This window comes from Curtobacterium sp. PhB146 (assembly GCF_004342995.1).
GTDB lineage: Bacteria > Actinomycetota > Actinomycetes > Actinomycetales > Microbacteriaceae > Curtobacterium.
In genome coordinates, this window is record NZ_SMBN01000004.1 from 358,835 (window position 1) to 375,056 (window position 16,222).

The 16,222-nt window shown below is 72.3% G+C and carries 16 protein-coding genes; 3 read left to right on the top strand and 13 right to left on the bottom strand.

Annotated elements, in window-relative coordinates; translation table 11 throughout:
* Positions 1-52: 52 nt before the first annotated feature.
* The 3 genes from EDF33_RS20720 to EDF33_RS16480 all read right to left on the bottom strand — a co-directional run bounded on the left by EDF33_RS20720 (position 53) and on the right by EDF33_RS16480 (position 4,225).
* On the bottom strand, positions 53-184 hold the full coding sequence (locus EDF33_RS20720) for a hypothetical protein (protein WP_260095359.1): 132 nt from the start codon (positions 182-184) through the stop codon (positions 53-55).
* A 125-nt stretch (positions 185-309) separates the two neighbouring features.
* Positions 310-813 (bottom strand): peptide deformylase, encoded by a 504-nt coding sequence (locus EDF33_RS16475; RefSeq protein WP_123292453.1) that lies wholly within the window; start codon positions 811-813, stop codon positions 310-312.
* A gap of 1 nt (position 814) precedes the next feature.
* Positions 815-4,225 carry a pyruvate carboxylase gene (locus EDF33_RS16480; protein ID WP_132100596.1) on the bottom strand — a complete coding sequence of 1,137 codons (3,411 nt, stop codon included), beginning with the start codon at positions 4,223-4,225 and terminating at the stop codon, positions 815-817.
* 60 nt (positions 4,226-4,285) lie between these two features.
* Between EDF33_RS16480 and EDF33_RS16485 the strand changes: the two genes are divergently transcribed.
* The gene (locus EDF33_RS16485) at positions 4,286-5,107 is read left to right on the top strand and encodes a ParA family protein (protein WP_131846268.1); all 822 of its coding nucleotides are present in this window, start codon (positions 4,286-4,288) and stop codon (positions 5,105-5,107) included.
* A 342-nt stretch (positions 5,108-5,449) separates the two neighbouring features.
* On the opposite strand, the gene EDF33_RS16490 is transcribed toward EDF33_RS16485, so the two are convergent.
* The 5 genes from EDF33_RS16490 to EDF33_RS16510 all read right to left on the bottom strand — a co-directional run bounded on the left by EDF33_RS16490 (position 5,450) and on the right by EDF33_RS16510 (position 9,533).
* A complete protein-coding gene (locus tag EDF33_RS16490; protein WP_111085817.1) occupies positions 5,450-6,010 on the bottom strand; it encodes a MerR family transcriptional regulator in 561 nt (186 codons plus the stop codon).
* A gap of 184 nt (positions 6,011-6,194) precedes the next feature.
* A complete protein-coding gene (locus tag EDF33_RS16495; protein WP_123312968.1) occupies positions 6,195-6,899 on the bottom strand; it encodes a MerR family transcriptional regulator in 705 nt (234 codons plus the stop codon).
* On the bottom strand, positions 6,899-7,378 hold the full coding sequence (locus EDF33_RS16500; protein ID WP_123292449.1) for an FHA domain-containing protein: 480 nt from the start codon (positions 7,376-7,378) through the stop codon (positions 6,899-6,901). The genes EDF33_RS16495 and EDF33_RS16500 overlap by 1 nt, the downstream gene beginning before the upstream one ends.
* A gap of 113 nt (positions 7,379-7,491) precedes the next feature.
* Entirely contained in the window at positions 7,492-8,496 is a 1,005-nt protein-coding gene (locus EDF33_RS16505) for an iron chelate uptake ABC transporter family permease subunit (protein ID WP_131879009.1), read from the bottom strand.
* 2 nt (positions 8,497-8,498) lie between these two features.
* Positions 8,499-9,533, bottom strand: a complete 1,035-nt coding sequence (locus EDF33_RS16510) for an iron chelate uptake ABC transporter family permease subunit (protein WP_131879011.1) — start codon at positions 9,531-9,533, stop codon at positions 8,499-8,501.
* Between the two features lie 160 nt (positions 9,534-9,693).
* Between EDF33_RS16510 and EDF33_RS16515 the strand changes: the two genes are divergently transcribed.
* Positions 9,694-11,232, top strand: coding sequence for a trypsin-like peptidase domain-containing protein (locus EDF33_RS16515; protein WP_243692476.1), 1,539 nt, complete (start codon positions 9,694-9,696; stop codon positions 11,230-11,232).
* Here the strand turns inward: EDF33_RS16515 and EDF33_RS16520 are convergent.
* Both EDF33_RS16520 and EDF33_RS16525 read right to left on the bottom strand, forming a co-directional pair.
* Positions 11,229-12,392, bottom strand: a complete 1,164-nt coding sequence (locus EDF33_RS16520) for a hypothetical protein (RefSeq protein WP_132100597.1) — start codon at positions 12,390-12,392, stop codon at positions 11,229-11,231. The two genes, EDF33_RS16515 and EDF33_RS16520, sit on opposite strands and share 4 nt — an antisense overlap.
* Before the next feature lie 178 nt (positions 12,393-12,570).
* The gene (locus EDF33_RS16525; protein WP_243692477.1) at positions 12,571-12,828 is read right to left on the bottom strand and encodes a hypothetical protein; all 258 of its coding nucleotides are present in this window, start codon (positions 12,826-12,828) and stop codon (positions 12,571-12,573) included.
* 33 nt (positions 12,829-12,861) lie between these two features.
* Between EDF33_RS16525 and EDF33_RS16530 the strand changes: the two genes are divergently transcribed.
* Positions 12,862-13,224 carry an RNA-binding S4 domain-containing protein gene (locus EDF33_RS16530; protein ID WP_123292446.1) on the top strand — a complete coding sequence of 121 codons (363 nt, stop codon included), beginning with the start codon at positions 12,862-12,864 and terminating at the stop codon, positions 13,222-13,224.
* A gap of 9 nt (positions 13,225-13,233) precedes the next feature.
* Here the strand turns inward: EDF33_RS16530 and EDF33_RS16535 are convergent, their stop codons facing one another.
* The 3 genes from EDF33_RS16535 to EDF33_RS16545 all read right to left on the bottom strand — a co-directional run bounded on the left by EDF33_RS16535 (position 13,234) and on the right by EDF33_RS16545 (position 16,130).
* The gene (locus EDF33_RS16535) at positions 13,234-14,199 is read right to left on the bottom strand and encodes a DnaJ domain-containing protein (protein WP_123939180.1); all 966 of its coding nucleotides are present in this window, start codon (positions 14,197-14,199) and stop codon (positions 13,234-13,236) included.
* Positions 14,200-14,295: 96 nt separating this feature from the next.
* Positions 14,296-15,387: a winged helix DNA-binding domain-containing protein gene (locus tag EDF33_RS16540; RefSeq protein ID WP_131922590.1), complete on the bottom strand. Its 1,092-nt coding sequence runs from the start codon at positions 15,385-15,387 to the stop codon at positions 14,296-14,298.
* Positions 15,384-16,130, bottom strand: a complete 747-nt coding sequence (locus EDF33_RS16545; protein ID WP_123292443.1) for an aminoglycoside phosphotransferase family protein — start codon at positions 16,128-16,130, stop codon at positions 15,384-15,386. Before EDF33_RS16545 ends, EDF33_RS16540 begins: the two co-directional genes overlap by 4 nt.
* Positions 16,131-16,222 lie beyond the last annotated feature (92 nt).

Consider the following 16,222-nt stretch of genomic DNA (forward strand, 5'->3'; position numbering starts at 1 on the left):
CCGCAAGGTGCGCGCGGGGTGCGTGCGCGCGGGGTGCAGATGCGCGCGGGGCTCAGGCCTCCGGCGACTGCTCCGTCGCGGGGGCGTCGAGAACGGCGGTCGAACCGGTGGCGACCGTGGTGTCGGCCGGACGACGGTTGGTGCGGGTGCGGTGCGAGCTGAGCTCGTCAGTCTGACTGGTCATGCGGGAGTCCTGGGGGGATGGGATGGTCGTCGGTGGGAGGCCGACGCGGATACGGTACCTCTTCGTCAGGACAAAGCGACAATCCCCCGTGGGGGTGTCATGAGCAGGCACTCATGACCAGCGGATCAGTGAAACCACTCCTGCGCCCGGATGTCCCGCAGCGCCTGCCGTCGGACCTCTGGTTCGAGCGTCATCACGTAGACGGTGCCGTCCAGGTGGTCGACCTCGTGCTGGAGCGCCTCGGCCATCAGCCCGGTGCCCTCGAGCACCACCTCGGCGCCGTCGACGTCGACACCACGGACCTTGGCGTACGGGTGCCGCCGGGTCGGGTAGCCGAGCCCGGGGACGGACAGGCACCCTTCCTCCATGAGCTCGGGCTCCCCCGAGACCTCGACGACCTCGGGGTTCAGGACGTACCCGACCTCGCCGTCGACGTTGTACGAGAACGCGCGGAGTCCGACACCGATCTGCGGCGCGGCCACACCGGCGCGGCCGGGCTCCTTGACGGTGTCGATCAGGTCCTGCACGAGGTCGCGGACCCCGCTCGACCCGAGTGCCGCCGGAGCGATCGGGTCCGCAGGCGAACGGAGGACGGGGTCGCCGAACAGGCGGATGGGACGGACGGTCAATTTACTGCAGCACCACCAGGAGGTCGCCGGCGTCCACCTGCTGGGTCGCCGGGATCGCGAGACGGCCGACGGTGCCCGCCACGGGCGCCGTGATGGCCGCTTCCATCTTCATCGCCTCGATGCTCGCCACGGCCGCTCCGGCCTCGACGACGTCACCGACGGCGACCTTGAGCGTCACCACACCGGAGAACGGCGCAGCGACGTGCTTCGGGTCGGACTTGTCGGCCTGCTCGGCGACCTTCGTCTCGACCTCGATCGACCGGTCGCGAACCGAGACCGGGCGGAGCTGCCCGTTCATCGTGGCCATGACCGTGCGGATGCCCTTGTCGTCGACCTCGCCGATCGCCTCGAGCCCGACGAACAGGTTGACGCCCTTGCCGAGCGGCACGACGTGCTCCTGCCCGGGGCGCAGCCCGTACAGGTAGTCGACGGTCGGTACCACGGACAGGTCGCCGTACTGCTCGCGCACCCGCTCGAACTGGGCCGTGGGCTGCGGGAACAGCAGCCGGTTCAACGCCTGCTGGCGCTCGGGCCCCGCGGCGTCGAGGTGCGCGCGCTCGGCGTCCGGCACCGGGGTGATCTCGAGGCGGACGTCGCGCCCCGCCAGGACCTTCGTCCGGAACGGCTCCGGCCAGCCACCCGGCAGGTCACCGAGCTCGCCGGCCATGAACCCGACGACGGAGTCCGGGATGTCGTACTTGTCCGGGTTCTGCTCGAAGTCGGCCGGGTCGGCGTTCACCGCGGCGAGCTGCAGCGCGAGGTCACCGACCACCTTCGACGACGGCGTGACCTTGGTCGGGCGTCCGAGGATCCGGTTCGCCTCGGCGTACCAGTCCTCGACCTGCTCGAACCGGTCGCCCAGGCCGAGCGCGATCGCCTGCTGGCGGAGGTTCGACAGCTGACCACCGGGGATCTCGTGCTTGTAGACCCGACCCGTCGGACCCGGCAGCCCGGACTCGAACGGGGCGTAGGCCCGACGGACCGCCTCCCAGTAGGGCTCGAGGTCGCCGACCGCGTCGAGGGACAGTCCGGTGTCGCGCTCCGTGTGGGCCAGGGCGGCGACCAGCGCGGACATGCTCGGCTGGCTCGTCGTGCCGGCCATCGGCGCCGAGGCGACGTCCACCGCGTCCGCACCGGCACGCGCGGCGGCGAGGAGCGTCGCGAGCTGCCCACCGGCGGTGTCGTGCGTGTGCACGTGCACGGGCTGGTCGAAGCGCTCGCGCAGCGCGCCGACGAGCTTCTCGGCGGCGCCGGCGCGGAGCAGGCCGGCCATGTCCTTGATGCCGATGACGTGCGCGCCGGCCTCGACCATCTGCTCCGCCAGGCGGAGGTAGTAGTCCAACGTGTACAGGTCCTCGGCAGGATCGAGGAGGTCGGCGGTGTAGCAGAGCGCCGCTTCGGCGACGGCCGTGCCGGTCGCGAGCACTGCCTCCAGGGCCGGTCGCAACTGGCTGACGTCGTTGAGCGCGTCGAACACGCGGAAGACGTCGACGCCCGTGGCGGCGGCCTCGGCGACGAACGCGTCCGTCACCTCGGTCGGGTACGGGGTGTAGCCGACCGTGTTGCGGCCGCGTAACAGCATCTGGATCGGGATGTTCGGCATCGCCTCGCGCAGCGAGGCCAGGCGCTCCCACGGGTCCTCGCCGAGGAACCGGAGGGCGACGTCGTACGTCGCTCCGCCCCAGGCCTCGACGCTCAGCAGCTGCGGCGTGAGCCGCGCGACGTACGGTGCGACGGCGACGAGGTCCTTCGTGCGGACACGGGTGGCGAGCAGCGACTGGTGCGCGTCGCGCATCGTCGTCTCCGTCACGGCGAGCCGGGTCTGGGCGCGGAGTGCCTTCGCCCACTCGGCCGGACCCTGCGCCAGCAGCACGTCGCGCTGACCCTCGGGCACCGGGGCGCTGAGGTCGAGGGCGGGGAGCTTGGCGCTCGGGTCGGTGACCAGCGGCGACCGGTCACCGTTCGGCTTGTTCACCGTGACGTCGGCCAGCCAGTTCAGGACCTTGGTGCCGCGGTCCTTCGACACGTGGCCGCTGAACAGCTGCGGACGTTCCTCGATGAACTTCGTCGAGACATCGCCGCGGGCGAAGTCCGGGTCCTCGAGCACGGCCTGCAGGAACGGGATGTTCGTGCTCACGCCGCGGATGCGGAACTCGGCGAGGGCACGCTTCGCACGGGCGACGGCCGTCGGGAAGTCGCGTCCGCGGCACGTCATCTTGGCGAGCATCGAGTCGAAGTGCGGGCTGATCTGCGCACCGGTGGCGACCGTGCCGCCGTCCAGACGCACGCCGGCGCCGCCCGGGCTGCGGTACGTGGTGATGCGGCCGGTGTCCGGCCGGAAGCCCTGCGTGGGGTCTTCGGTCGTGATGCGGGTCTGCAGCGCGGCCCCGTGCACGGAAACGGTGTCCTGCGACAGGCCGAGGTCGGCGAGCGACTCGCCCGAGGCGATGCGCATCTGCGACTGCACCAGGTCGACGTCGGTGACCTCTTCGGTGACGGTGTGCTCGACCTGGATGCGCGGGTTCATCTCGATGAAGACGTGCTGACCCTCGCGCTCGCCCTCGGTGTCGAGCAGGAACTCGACGGTGCCGGCGTTCACGTAACCGATCGAGCGGGCGAAGGCCACGGCGTCGCGGTGCAGAGCTCGGGCGACGGCGGGGTCGAGGTTCGGCGCCGGAGCGATCTCGACGACCTTCTGGTTGCGGCGCTGCACGGAGCAGTCCCGCTCGAACAGGTGGATCGTCCCCGCTTCGGTGCCCGTCGCGTCGGCGAGGATCTGCACCTCGATGTGCCGCGGCCGGATCACCGCCTGCTCGAGGAACATGGTCGGGTCGCCGAACGCACTGTCGGCCTCGCGCATCGCTGCTTCGAGCGCTGCACGGAGTTCGGGCTTGGTCTCGACCCGGCGCATGCCACGGCCGCCACCGCCGGCGACGGCCTTGGCGAACACCGGGAACCCGATGGCGTCGGAGCCGGCGATGAGCTCCTCGATGTCGCGACTCGCCGGGGTGCTCGCGAGGACCGGGACGCCGGCCGCGATCGCGTGCTCCTTCGCGGTCACCTTGTTGCCGGCCATCTCGAGCACGTGTTCGCCCGGACCGATGAACGTGATGCCGGCTGCTGCGGCCGCGGCGGCGAGCTCCGGGTTCTCGGACAGGAAGCCGTACCCCGGGTAGATCGCGTCGGCGCCCGACTCGCGCGCCACGCGGATGATCTCGGAGACGTCCAGGTAGGCCCGGACCGGGTGGCCCCGCTCACCGATCAGGTAGGCCTCGTCGGCCTTCAGGCGGTGCAGGGAGTTCCGGTCTTCGTAGGGGTAGACGGCGACGGTGCGCGCCCCCAGTTCGTACGCGGCACGGAATGCGCGGATGGCGATCTCACCACGGTTCGCCACGAGGATCTTGCTGAACACGACGTCCCTTTCAGCCCGGGTTGAGGTGAGACAACCCTAGTGGCGGTAACGTTGCTGATCGTGCATGTACTCAGCGTGAGCTCCCTCAAGGGCGGTGTCGGCAAGACGACGGTGACGCTCGGCCTGACTTCGGCCGCCTTCGCCAAGGGACTGCGCACGCTGGTGGTGGATCTCGACCCGCAGTCCGACGTCTCCACCGGCCTCGACATCAACATCGCCGGACACCTCAACGTGGCCGACGTCCTCGAGAACCCGAAGGAGAAGATCGTCCGTCAGGCGATCGCCCCCTCCGGGTGGACGAAGGGTTCGCAGGGCAAGATCGACGTCATGGTCGGGTCGCCCTCCGCGATCAACTTCGACGGGCCACACCCCTCCATCCGCGACATCTGGAAGCTCGAAGAGGCCCTGGCCAACGTCGAGCAGGACTACGAGCTCGTGCTCATCGACTGCGCACCGTCGCTGAACGCCCTCACGCGCACCGCGTGGGCAGCGTCCGACCGCGTCACCGTCGTCACCGAGCCCGGCCTGTTCTCCGTCGCCGCAGCCGACCGCGCCCTCCGTGCCATCGAGGAGATCCGCCGCGGTCTCTCCCCCCGCCTGCAGCCGCTCGGCATCATCGTGAACCGTGCCCGCGTCCAGTCGCTCGAGCACCAGTTCCGCATCAAGGAACTCCGCGACATGTTCGGGCCGCTCGTCCTGTCGCCGCAGCTGCCCGAGCGCACCTCGCTGCAGCAGGCGCAGGGTGCCGCGAAGCCCCTGCACGTGTGGCCCGGCGAGTCCGCGCAGGAGATGGCGAAGAACTTCGACCAGCTGCTCGAGCGCATCATGCGGACCGGCAAGATCGGGCCCTACGCCGACGGTTCGGGTGCCGTAGGCGCGTAGGTCGCTGCCGCGCGGGCGCGACGCGCGGGCGCGACGCGCTGCTCACGTCCGCCAAGCGGTCACCGACTGTCGGCCGACCGCGGCGCGAACGACGGTTCGTGACCACTCGGCGACGCGCACACGACGGTTCGTGACCACGCGCCGACTGCCAGGAGGCCCGTCTCTGCCCCGGCAGACACGCCCGGCCCCGGCTCGCCCAGCGGTCACAACATCCCGCTCACGTCCGCCGAGCGGTCACCCACTGTCGGCCGACGGCCGCGCGGACGACGGTTCGTGACCACTCGGCGACGCGCACGCGACGGTTCGTCACCACTCGGGGCGATCCGCGGGACGAGAACCTGGTCAGGAAGCGCGGGAAGCGCGACGCGCGGCGAGCTCGTCGGACGGGTCGGCCGCCGCGGAGGCGTCGAGCTCGACCAAGGAGGTCTCGACCTCGCGCAGGACCTTGCCGACCGCGATGCCGAAGACACCCTGACCGCGGGACACCAGGTCGATGACCTCGTCGTCCGAGGTGCACAGGTACACCGAGGCTCCGTCGGACATCAGGGTGGTCTGGGCGAGGTCGGACACGCCCGACTCGCGGAGCTGGTTCACGGCGGTGCGGATCTGCTGCAGCGAGATGCCGGTGTCGAGCAGGCGCTTCACGAGCTTGAGCACGAGGATGTCGCGGAAGCCGTACAGGCGCTGGGAACCGGAGCCGGCAGCGCCGCGGATGGTGGGCTGCACGAGTTCGGTGCGTGCCCAGTAGTCGAGCTGTCGGTACGAGATGCCGGCTGCACGTGCGGCGACGGTGCCGCGGTAGCCGTTCTGCTCGTCGTGCTCGGGGAGGCCGTCGGTGAAGAGCAGCCCGAGGTCGTACCGCGTCGTGTCCGACTCGGTGCCTGGGGTGTCGTTCCCACTCATGCGCTTGCCTTCCACGACGATCGAGCTCCCACCCGAAGGTTCAACGACGGGTTGAAAGTTGTTCCGAGGTCAACGGTAGCGACTCCGACCGCTCCCGCGCGGGACATCCGACTCGGCGCGTCCGGCGTGTCGAGGATACGCCCCACCCACTGACGCACAAGCCCCCGCGGAGCACCGGAACGGATCATGCGTCGAGACGACCGATCGCCGCGCGGATGAGGCTCGAGCGGATGACCTCGAGCTGGACGGCGATCTCGCGTGCGAGTTCCGTGGCCTTCGCCCGTGACGTCGCATCGCCCCGGCGGGACACGGGCATGAGCGCGGATTCGATGAGTCCGACCTCGCGCTCGGCGGTGCTGCGGAGCGTGCGCAGGTGCCGCGGCTCGATGCCGGTCCGCTGCAGCTCGACGAGTGCCTTGAGGACCGACACGCTGTCCTCGCCGTAGGTCTCGGTGGCGGGGAGCAGTGATGCGGAGACCGCGTCGGCCAGGAGCATCGGGGACGCGCCGGCCGCTCGGGCCGTTTCGTCACGGGTGTACCGACGCTCGCGCCCGAGGATCGAGGGACGTGGGGCGTCCCCACCGCCCGGCAGTACGGGCTCGCGCCCGGCGTCGAGGTCGGCGAGGTAGTCCTTGATGACCTTGAGCGGCAGGTAGTGGTCGCGCTGCAGGCCGAGGATCACCCGGAGGCGGTCGACGTCGGCCGCCGAGAACTTGCGGTACCCACTGGCCGTGCGGATCGGCGTGACGAGCTCACGCTCTTCGAGGAAGCGCAGCTTGGAACTCGACAGGTCCGCGAACTCGGGCTTGAGACGAGCGAGGACCTGCCCGATCGTGAGCAGGTCCGGTGCCGCTGACCCCGCCCGGGCCGCAGCGGACCGTGCGGCCACTACGCGTTCGCCAGGCGCGCCAGGTCGACCCGGGACGCGTAGAACGTCAGACGGAACTTGCCGACCTGGACCTCTGCCCCGTCGGTGAGCGGTGCTTCGTCGATGCGGTCACCGTCGAAGTACGTGCCGTTGAGCGAACCGTTGTCCTTGACGGTGAACGCCGTGCCGTGGCGCAGGAACTGCGCGTGCTTGCGCGACACGGTGACGTCGTCGAGGAAGATGTCGGCGTCGGGGTGTCGGCCGGCGGTCGTGACGTCGGAGTCGAGGAGGAACCGCGCACCCACGTTCGGACCGCGGCGCACGACGAGCAGCGCCGATCCGGACGGCAGGGCGTTGACCGCCTCGCGCTCTTCCGCTGAGACACCGGACTCGGCGGTGAGCGCCGCGCCCATGTCCATGCTGAAGGTCAACGTGGTGTCGACCAGCCGCTGCTCCGGGGTCTTCTGACCGTCCGGCTGCGGGACCACTGGATCTGGCATCGGTGGACCTCCTCCTCTTGGCCCACCAGCGTATCGGAAAGGAGGGCTCCAGCGGCAGCCCCGAACTGGGCCTGTGGACGATCGTCCGCGGTGCGCGAACGCGCGGTCCGGGTTCAGCGACCGCGCGCGAGCAACCAGAGCAGGTACGGGGCGCCGACGACACCCGTCACGACGCCGACGGGCAGGGCGTTGCCGGGGATCGCGAACTGGGCGATGAGGTCGCTGCCGAGGGTGATCGCCGCTCCCACCGCGGCGGCCGGCCCGAGGGCGACGCGGCCGCCGCCGACGAGCCGACGGGCGATCGGCGCCGCCATCAGTGCGACGAACGACACCGGCCCCGCCGTGGCGACCGCAGCGGCGGTGAGGCACACGGCGGTGAGGAGCAGCAGCACCTTCGCGCGGTCCGGCCGGAGCCCGAGGGCCGCCGAGACCTCGTCGCCGAGCGTCAGGACGGTCAGGCGCGACGACTGCAGCAGGGCCAGCAGGAACAGCACGACGAACGCGACGCCGAGCACGCCGACCAGGTTCCGGTCGACGGCGTTCAGGCTGCCGGACAACCACAGCAACGCGGTGCCGGCCTGGGTGACGGTGCCGCTGGTGAGCATCCACCCCGTGATGCTCAGGCAGATCGCCGAGACGCCGATCCCGACGAGCACGACCCGGTTGCCGGTGATCCCCCGCCGCCAGGCCAGTCCGGCGATCACGATCGACACCACGACCGCGCCGACGAGCACGACCGAGAACAGGGTGCCGCCGGACGCCCCGAACAGCACGATCGCGGTGAGACCCGCAGCACTGGCACCCGAGGTGATGCCGATGACGTCCGGGCTCGCGATCGGGTTGCGGACGACGCTCTGCACGATGGCGCCCGCGACCCCCAGGCTGGCGCCGACCAGGACCGCACCGAGCACCCGGGGGCCGCGCAGCTGTCCGATGACGAAGTCCGAGATGCGGTCGCCCTGGCCGAACAGCGCGCCGACCACCTGCGCCGGGGTGAGCGGGATCGAGCCGACCCCGAGACCGACGAGCACCAGCGCGACGAGCACGACGACGACGGCCGCCAGGACCACGAGCTCGCGCCGGGCACCGACGAGCGCACCCCGAAGGGACGTCGACACCGTCACAGGCCCCGCACCGCCCTCGACCGCACGAGCGCGATGAACACCGGCGCACCGATGAGGGCCGTGACGATGCCGACCTGCAGCTCCCCCGGGTACGCCACGACGCGACCGATGACGTCGGCCACCAGCAGCAGCGCCGGCGCGACGATCGCGGACAGCAGGATGGTCCACCGGTGGTCGGGGCCGCTCAGCCGACGGACGGCGTGCGGCACGGCGAGCCCGACGAAGGCGATCGGCCCCGCTGCGGCCACGGCCGAGCCGGCGAGCAGCACGGTCACGAGCCCGCCGACGGCCCGGACGAGCACCACGCGTTGTCCGAGCGACGCCGCGAGCTCGTCGCCGAGGGCGAGGGTGTTGAGCGAGCGGCCCAGGCCGAACGCGATCGCGAGACCGATCAGCACCGGCGCCGTGATGATGCCGGCGGTGCCGAGGTCCTTGCCGGCGAGGGCGCCCACCTGCCAGAACCGCAGCTGGTCGAGCAGGCTCGCGTTCGTGACGAGCACCGCCGTCGTGATCGACGACAGCGCGGCGGCGACCACGGCACCGGACAGCGCGAGGCCGACCGGCGACAGTCCGCGCCGGGCGACGGCGGCGATCCCGTAGACGAGCAGTGCGGCCAGGGCAGCACCGAGGAAGGCGAACGGCAGGTAGGCGGCCGTGCCGCTCACCCCGAAGAGCGCGATGCCGGCGACCACGGCGAGGGCCGCCCCGGAGTTGATGCCGAGGACGCTCGGGTCGGCGAGCGGGTTGCGGGTCACGCCCTGCATCACCGCGCCGGCGACACCGAGGGCGGCACCTGCGAGGAGCCCGACGACGGTGCGCGGGACACGGTTGCCGAGCACGATCAGCCCGATCTCGTCGTTCCGCCCCGGGTGCAGGACGGTGTCGAGCACGGTGTGGAGCGGGATCGGACGGGATCCGAAGGCGATCGACAGCGCGCACGCCACGGCGAGGACGACGACGGCCAGCACGGTCGCCCCGACCAGACGGGAGACGGAGGCGGGCGCCGGTGGCGCGGACGTGGAGGAGCGCATGGGAAGTAAGGCAACCCTAACGCCCGAACCCCACTCGGCGCCCCCCGAGCAAGCCCGGAGCAGTCGCTGGGTCCGTTCATAGGCTCGTCATTGGATCGCCGCCTGTACTGGTCTCCATCGACACCCGCCCGGGTCGTCGAGGGACGACCGGAGAGCACCGATGAACGAGACCCCGAACCCCGCCGCCGACGCCGACCGCGAGCACGACGAGCAGGGCACCGCCCGGACCGACGGCACGCAGCAGCAGCGGCAGCAGCAGGCGTACGGGATGAGCTGGGAGGCACCCCACGCCGACCCCGCCACCCTCCGTCCGGCCTACGCCTTCGACGGCTCCGGCCCGTACCTGTACGGCCCGGACGGCTCCGGCCCCTACGCGTACTCCCCCGACGGCCGCGGCCCGTACCTGATCGGCAGCCCGGCGCTCACCGGCACCCACCACGCCTGGGCGCACACCGCGGCGACGGCGAACCACCCGGGAGCGGGCACGAAGCGCCCGCGTCGCCTCGGGCTGATGATCGGCTCCGGCATCGCGGCCCTCGCGATCGTCGGCGCCGCCGGCGGCACGGCCCTCGGCCTGTCCTCGCAGAGCACGACCACGACGTCGAGCCAGTCGCAGGGCACCACGACGCTGCCCGACACCGGCAGCGGCACGGGCAGCAGCGACGGCACGAACGGCTTCACCGTCCCCGGAGACGGCAGCGGCACCGGCAACGGCACCGACGGCAGCGGCACCACGGGCAACGGCACCGACGGCAGCACCGGCACGAGCACCGAGTCCGCCGCCACCGCAGCGACCGCCGCCCAGAAGAAGGGCGTCGTGACGATCAACACCGTCCTGAACTACGACGAGTCCTCGCAGGCGGCCGGCACCGGCATGATCCTCAGCTCGAACGGCACGGTCCTGACGAACAACCACGTCATCCAGGGCGCCACGAGCATCACCGTCACCGACGAGACCACCGGCAAGGAGTACAAGGCGGACGTGGTCGGTACCGACGCCACGAACGACGTCGCCGTCCTGAAGCTCGAGGACGCCTCCGGCCTGTCCACCGTCACGCTCGACGACGACGGCGAGCCGAGCACCGGTGACACCGTCACCGACGTCGGCAACGCCGAGGGCACGGGCAACCTCGTCGCCGCAGAGGGCACCGTCACGGCCACCGACCAGGACATCCAGGTGCAGAGCGAGTCCGGCACCGGGACCGAGTCGCTGTCCGGTCTGATCGAGATCGCGGCGAACATCGTCTCCGGCGACTCCGGCGGCCCCGTCGTCGACAGCGAGGGCGAGGTCGTCGGCATGGCGACCGCAGCGTCCTCGGGCACCGCGGACGTCACCGGCTACGCCATCCCGATCACCACCGCGAAGGCGATCGCCGAGAAGATCCTGGCCGGGGAATCCTCGAGCACGATCACCATCGGTCTGCCGGCCTTCCTCGGCGTCCAGGTCAGCAGCACCGCGAGCACCACTGGCGGCGTCGCTGTCGCCGGCACGGTCGAGGGTTCCGGTGCCGCGAGCGCCGGCCTGGCCGAGGGCGACACGATCACGAGCCTCGGCGGCAAGACGGTCACGACCTCGGACGAGCTCACCGCGGCCGTGCAGTCGCACTCCGTCGGCGACAAGGTCGTGGTCGGCTACACCGACAGCACCGGCGCCGCCAAGACCGTCACCGTCACCCTGACCGCCGGCCCGGCCGCCTAAGCGGAAGGAAGCAGCGCCCGCACCACCGACCGGTACACGTTGGCCGGGGAGTCCGTCTGGAAGACGGTCTCCCCGGCTTCCGTCTTGCCCACGCGGGCGAAGCCGATCCCCTCGGCGCGAACGATCGTCACGGGCTTCGGCTTGCCCGGCCGACGCAGGTACGACACCGTCCACGGCGCGGCCCAGAAGCGCGCGAGCCGCGGGTCCGCCTCGACGAGGGCCTCCGGCAGGTCCGGTGCGTCGGAGCCGCCTGCCAGCCGGCGGCCGAGCAGGTGCCCTGGGAGCGACCCCGTGCGGAACGGGAAGGTCCACGTCGGGCCGATGCCGAGCCTCCCGGCCGTCAGCGCGACCGCGCGGTCCGGCGTGACGGACGCGACCACCGCGCCCGCCTCGGCGGTCCCGTCCACGACGGTCTGCGACCAGGCCTGGAGGCGCGACTCGCCACCGCCCTGCAGGTGCTGTTCCAGCGTGACCGGCTGGGCATCGCCCTGCCACGGCTCGAGCAGGGTCTGGGTCGACTCCGGCAGCGTGCCGAGTCGGCCGACGAGGCCCGCTTCGATGAGTTCGCGGCCCGCCGCGGTGCGGAGGAGCGTCGGGTTCCACCGGCGTCCGGCGAGGCTCTTGAGCGTGCCGACCGCGTCGGCGCTCAGGCGGGGGCCGTCGAGCTGCGGGCCGGGCGCCGGTGTGGGCAGCGGCTCGAGGTCGCGCTCGGGGCGGACCGGGGACGGCTCGGCGGCGCGGACGCTCTCGAGGACCGCGAACACAAGCTCGTCGGTCTCGAGCAGGCGTGCCAGGGGGCGTTCGATCGTCAGGTCGACGCGGTGCCGCCCGGTGACGAAGAGCAGGTGCGCACCCGCGACGTCGCCGTGTTCGTCGGGCCGGACGTACTCGACCAGGCGCGCGGGAGCCCCGGCGGCGGTCCAGGTGTCGCACCCGACGAGCAGCAGCCCCTCGACGGAACCGGGCAGTCTCGCGAGGAGCCCCGTGTTCTCGTCGCCGATCGCGCGGTCGCTGGGTCGGGATCGGACGGTGAGGACGATGTCGTCGCCGGTGACGCGCAGGTCCGCCTGGGCAGAGTCCTCGCGGCGCCACTGGTCGGGGCGGCGGAGGGTGAGGCGGGCGGTGCGGTCCTCGGTGCCGAGCGGGACGGGGACTGCCATGGCACGAGGCTACGTCGGGTGCGGGCTGCGGAGGGGTGCGGCTCGCCGTGCGCGCGCGTCAGCGGCGGGGGCGCTGCGCGTGGCGTGCGCTGCGCGTGGTGCGAAGTTGACCACTCCGTGCCGCGCAACAACCTCGCACCGGGCGGACAACCTCGCACCGAGCCGCCACTCGCGCGCGTCAGCGGCGGGGCGCGCGCGGGGCCGGGGGCGGTGGGACGGGCTTCGCGGCGACGACGTCGTCGAGCCGGACCTCGACCGGGCCGCGGCGGGTGGCGATCGTCACGGTGTCGGGGGTGCGGGCGACGAGGTCCCCGAGGGCGTCCTGTGCGCCGTCACCGTGGTGCGCCCGGACCACGAGCCGGACCCCGATCGCGGCAGCGTGGAGCACGCCGAGCGCACGGACCCGCGCGATCGCAGCCTGTTCCTCGGTGCTCACCCGCCCAGCGTAGGGGCCGCCTAGAGTGAGGGGATGGCCAAGGCTCGCGTGGACAGCTGGATCTGGGCGGTGCGGATCACCAAGACCCGCTCCGCTGCGACCGCCGCGTGCAAGGCCGGGCACGTCCGGGTGAACGGGGAGCGCGCGAAGCCCGCGCAGCCGATCGGCCCCGGCGACGAGGTCCGGGTGCGGCAGAACGGCTTCGACCGGATCGTCGTCGTCACGGGCATCATCCTGAAGCGGACGAGCGCCCCCGAGGCCGCGAAGCACTTCGAGGACAAGACCCCGCCGCGGCTGTCCAAGGAAGAGGCGGGGTTCGTGCCGATGCGCGACCGCGGTGCCGGGCGTCCGAGCAAGCGGGAGCGCCGCGACCTCGAGAAGCTCCGCGGCTACTGACGCCCGTCACTAGACGAAGCGGACGGTCTGCTGCAGTCGGTCGCGGATCTCGAACACGTCGACCGATCCGGGCGGGGACCACACGCCGTTCAGCACCTGCCCGAGCGCACTGCGGCGGACGACCAGGGCAGTCGGCTTCTTCGGGGAGCCGACGAGCTGCACGTCGACCTCGACCGCGGAGTCCGGCACGACGAGCAGCCGGCCGGTGAACCGCACCCGGGTTTGCTTCTGCACGGCACGGGCGGCGCGGACGAGTTCCTTCACCGGACGCTCGCCGGGCGCCAGGGTCTCCCCGACGATGTCGCCGTGCTCGACCCGGACGGGGGCTCCCCAGTCGATCGACTCGACGGCCCAGAGCCCGCTCGGGGTCAGGACGGCGTGGTCGAGCTTGCCCTCGGCCCCGGCGTCGAGGTCGTGCCAGACGGTGACGCCGATGCCCATGTCCGAGACGATCGAGGCAGTGGCCTCTTCGGCGAGCGCTTCGCCGAGCAGCCGTCGGATGTGCCGGGGCGCCGAACGGATGAGGGTGGGGTCGTAGGGGTCCTCGATGGGGTCGCCGAGTCCGACCCATTCGCGTTCTGCCTGCAGGAAGACCTCGCGGGAGCGTCCGCCGGGGTGTCCGTGGGACCGGGCGCGGGGGCGGGTGTCGCGACGGGCTGACGGGGGTGCGTAGGCGTCGCGACCGGTGTCGGGCCTCCCGGTCGACGAACCGGACGCACCGGACGTGCTGAACGGACCGGCGCCGCTGCTGCTGAACGATCCGCGGGAGCCCGCGTCGTAGGCGCGGCGTGCTGCGGGCGTGCCGATGCGTTCCCAGGCGAGCTGGACGCGGCGGAAGTGCTGGGCGTCGCCGCCGAGGTCGGGGTGGGATTCGCGGGCGGCGCGCCGGTAGGCGCGGCGGAGCGCGTCGTCGTCGGCGGTCGCGGGGACGCCGAGGACTTCGTACGGGGTGGCGTCGGCCGGGCTGTCGGTCATGGCCCTGCGACATTACCCGAGGCAGGGTACGAGTCCGCCGCGTGGTTGCTGGGGACGGCCTGGAGGAACGGATGGACTCGACCCCACCGGCTGCGGTCAGCGGCTGGTCGCCTCCACCACCCCGAACGCGACGGGCGCGTCGAGGAACCGCGCGTACCGGGCGGCGGCGGCCTCGAGCGCGCGCACCGAGGCGACGTCGAGTGCCGCGAAGGGTGTGACGGTGACGGCCACCCCGCTGGCGCGCTCGGTCCGCTTCCAGGTGCCAACGACCCGCCCGCGGACGACGGCCATCGGCAGGAACATGCCGTTGGCGCCCGGGACGACCCGGTCGGCGTGTGCGGGGTCGAGCTGGGCGGAGCGGTCGGCGTACCCGAGCAGGTACTCGTCGAACCCGGGCAGCAGGTGGCCGGTGGGTGTGCCGCCGGTGGTGGGTCGGTCGGCGAGCGCGAGGAGTCCGTCGCCGAGGTCCTCGACGGTGTCGCCGGCGACGGCTCGGGCACGGCGGAGGTCGCCGAGCGGGAGCTTCGTCCAGCTGGCGGCGTCGGCCTCGGTGGCGGGGCCGCGGCCGCGCAGGTACCCGAGCAGGACCCGGCGGAGTGCTTCTTCGCGGTCGGGGACCTCGGCGAGCGCCGGTGCCCACTCGTCGAGGAGCACGAGTCCCTGGCCGACGCGGGCGGTGGGGCCCCAGGCGACGAGTCCCTCCTGCGAGAGCTGCAGCAGCAGGTGGTAGCCGCGGCCGGCGGTGGGGTCGATGCCGGCGGCGCGGTACTCGTCGAAGAGTTCGTCGCGGACGAGGGCGCGGCGGCCGGACAGTGCGGCGACGGTGGTGTCCCGTGCTCGGTCGAGCAGGGGTTGGTCGATGCCGAGTTCGGTGGCGCGTCGGGCGATGCTGCGCAGGGTCCGTTCGGCGGTCAGGGAGAGCAGGAGCCGGAGGTCGTCGGGGCGCATGGCGTGCAGGGTGCCCCGCATCGGCCACGAGCGGACGAGCTCGCCGCGGTCGAAGGCGGCGCGGACGTCGTCACGGGTGGCTCCGGGTGCGCGGACCCCGATGGCCCAGAGCACCTGGCCGAGGTCCTGCCCCTGCACGGCGGTCATCCGTTCGACCGCACCGGTGGGGCCGAGGCCGGCGACGGCGATCCCCTGCGCGGCGAGCCGCAGCGTGCGGAGCTGCGCAGGGGTCGGGGTCACGCGACGGCGGCGGCGATGGCGTCGGCGTGCTGCTCGATGTAGGCGACGTCGGCCCGGTACAGGTCGGCGTGCCCGTGCGCCAGGTCGCTGACGAACTTCGGGTTGCCGGCGGCGGCCTCGGTCTCCATGGTGGTGACCATCGCGACGAGGGACGCGGCCATCGTCTCGGCGAGGACGCTGCGGGAGCGGTCGTCGAGGTCGTAGGCGCGGCAGAACTCCGCGGCACGGGCGAGCCGGTCGTCGAGGTCCGGGGCGGTCATGCCCTCGACGGCGCCGGTGGTGAACGGGGCGAACCGGTACACGGCACTCGCGACGTCCCAGACCCGGGGGCCGGGGTGTGCGGTGTCGAAGTCGATGAGCCCCACGGCCTGGATGCCGTCGTAGACGCAGTTGTACGGGGCGAAGTCGCCGTGCACGATCGTCTCGACGGGGGTGCGTTCGGCCTGCGACCAGCAGTCGCGTGCCCCGTCACGCGGGAACGTGGTCGCGGCGTCGTGGAAGTGCCGGAGCAGCCGTGCGCTCGTGACGAGGGCGGCTTCGCTCGCGACGTCCTCGGTCCACGGGTACTCCCCGGCCACCCCGGGGACGAACGACACCGTCTCGAGGGTGTCGCCGTGCTCGATCGGTTCCGGTGCCGCGACGAACCCCTGTTCGTGCAGGTGTGCGAGCAGCCGGTGGACGGTCGGTGTCCACGGTCCGGCCGGGCGGTGGACTCGGTCGTCGGCCCTGGTGATCCGCTCCATGGGGAACCTCCTGTGTGTGCGTCTCCGTTGACGTCCGGCCAGCGTATCGACGTGTGCCGCCGCGTGTGACCCGGTGGTGTGAACAACACGTC

Excerpts from the sequence above, each read along its gene's own strand:
- EDF33_RS16490 (WP_111085817.1), bottom strand. The coding sequence starts at position 6,010 with ATGAGTGGGAACGACACCCCAGGCACCGAGTCGGACACGACGCGGTAC.
- EDF33_RS16530 (WP_123292446.1), top strand. The coding sequence starts at position 12,862 with ATGGCCAAGGCTCGCGTGGACAGCTGGATCTGGGCGGTGCGGATCACC.
- EDF33_RS16545 (WP_123292443.1), bottom strand. The coding sequence starts at position 16,130 with ATGGAGCGGATCACCAGGGCCGACGACCGAGTCCACCGCCCGGCCGGA.
- EDF33_RS16520 (WP_132100597.1), bottom strand. The coding sequence starts at position 12,392 with ATGGCAGTCCCCGTCCCGCTCGGCACCGAGGACCGCACCGCCCGCCTC.
- EDF33_RS16515 (WP_243692476.1), top strand. The coding sequence starts at position 9,694 with ATGAACGAGACCCCGAACCCCGCCGCCGACGCCGACCGCGAGCACGAC.
- EDF33_RS16535 (WP_123939180.1), bottom strand. The coding sequence starts at position 14,199 with ATGACCGACAGCCCGGCCGACGCCACCCCGTACGAAGTCCTCGGCGTC.
- EDF33_RS16500 (WP_123292449.1), bottom strand. The coding sequence starts at position 7,378 with ATGCCAGATCCAGTGGTCCCGCAGCCGGACGGTCAGAAGACCCCGGAG.
- EDF33_RS16510 (WP_131879011.1), bottom strand. The coding sequence starts at position 9,533 with ATGCGCTCCTCCACGTCCGCGCCACCGGCGCCCGCCTCCGTCTCCCGT.
- EDF33_RS20720 (WP_260095359.1), bottom strand. The coding sequence starts at position 184 with ATGACCAGTCAGACTGACGAGCTCAGCTCGCACCGCACCCGCACCAAC.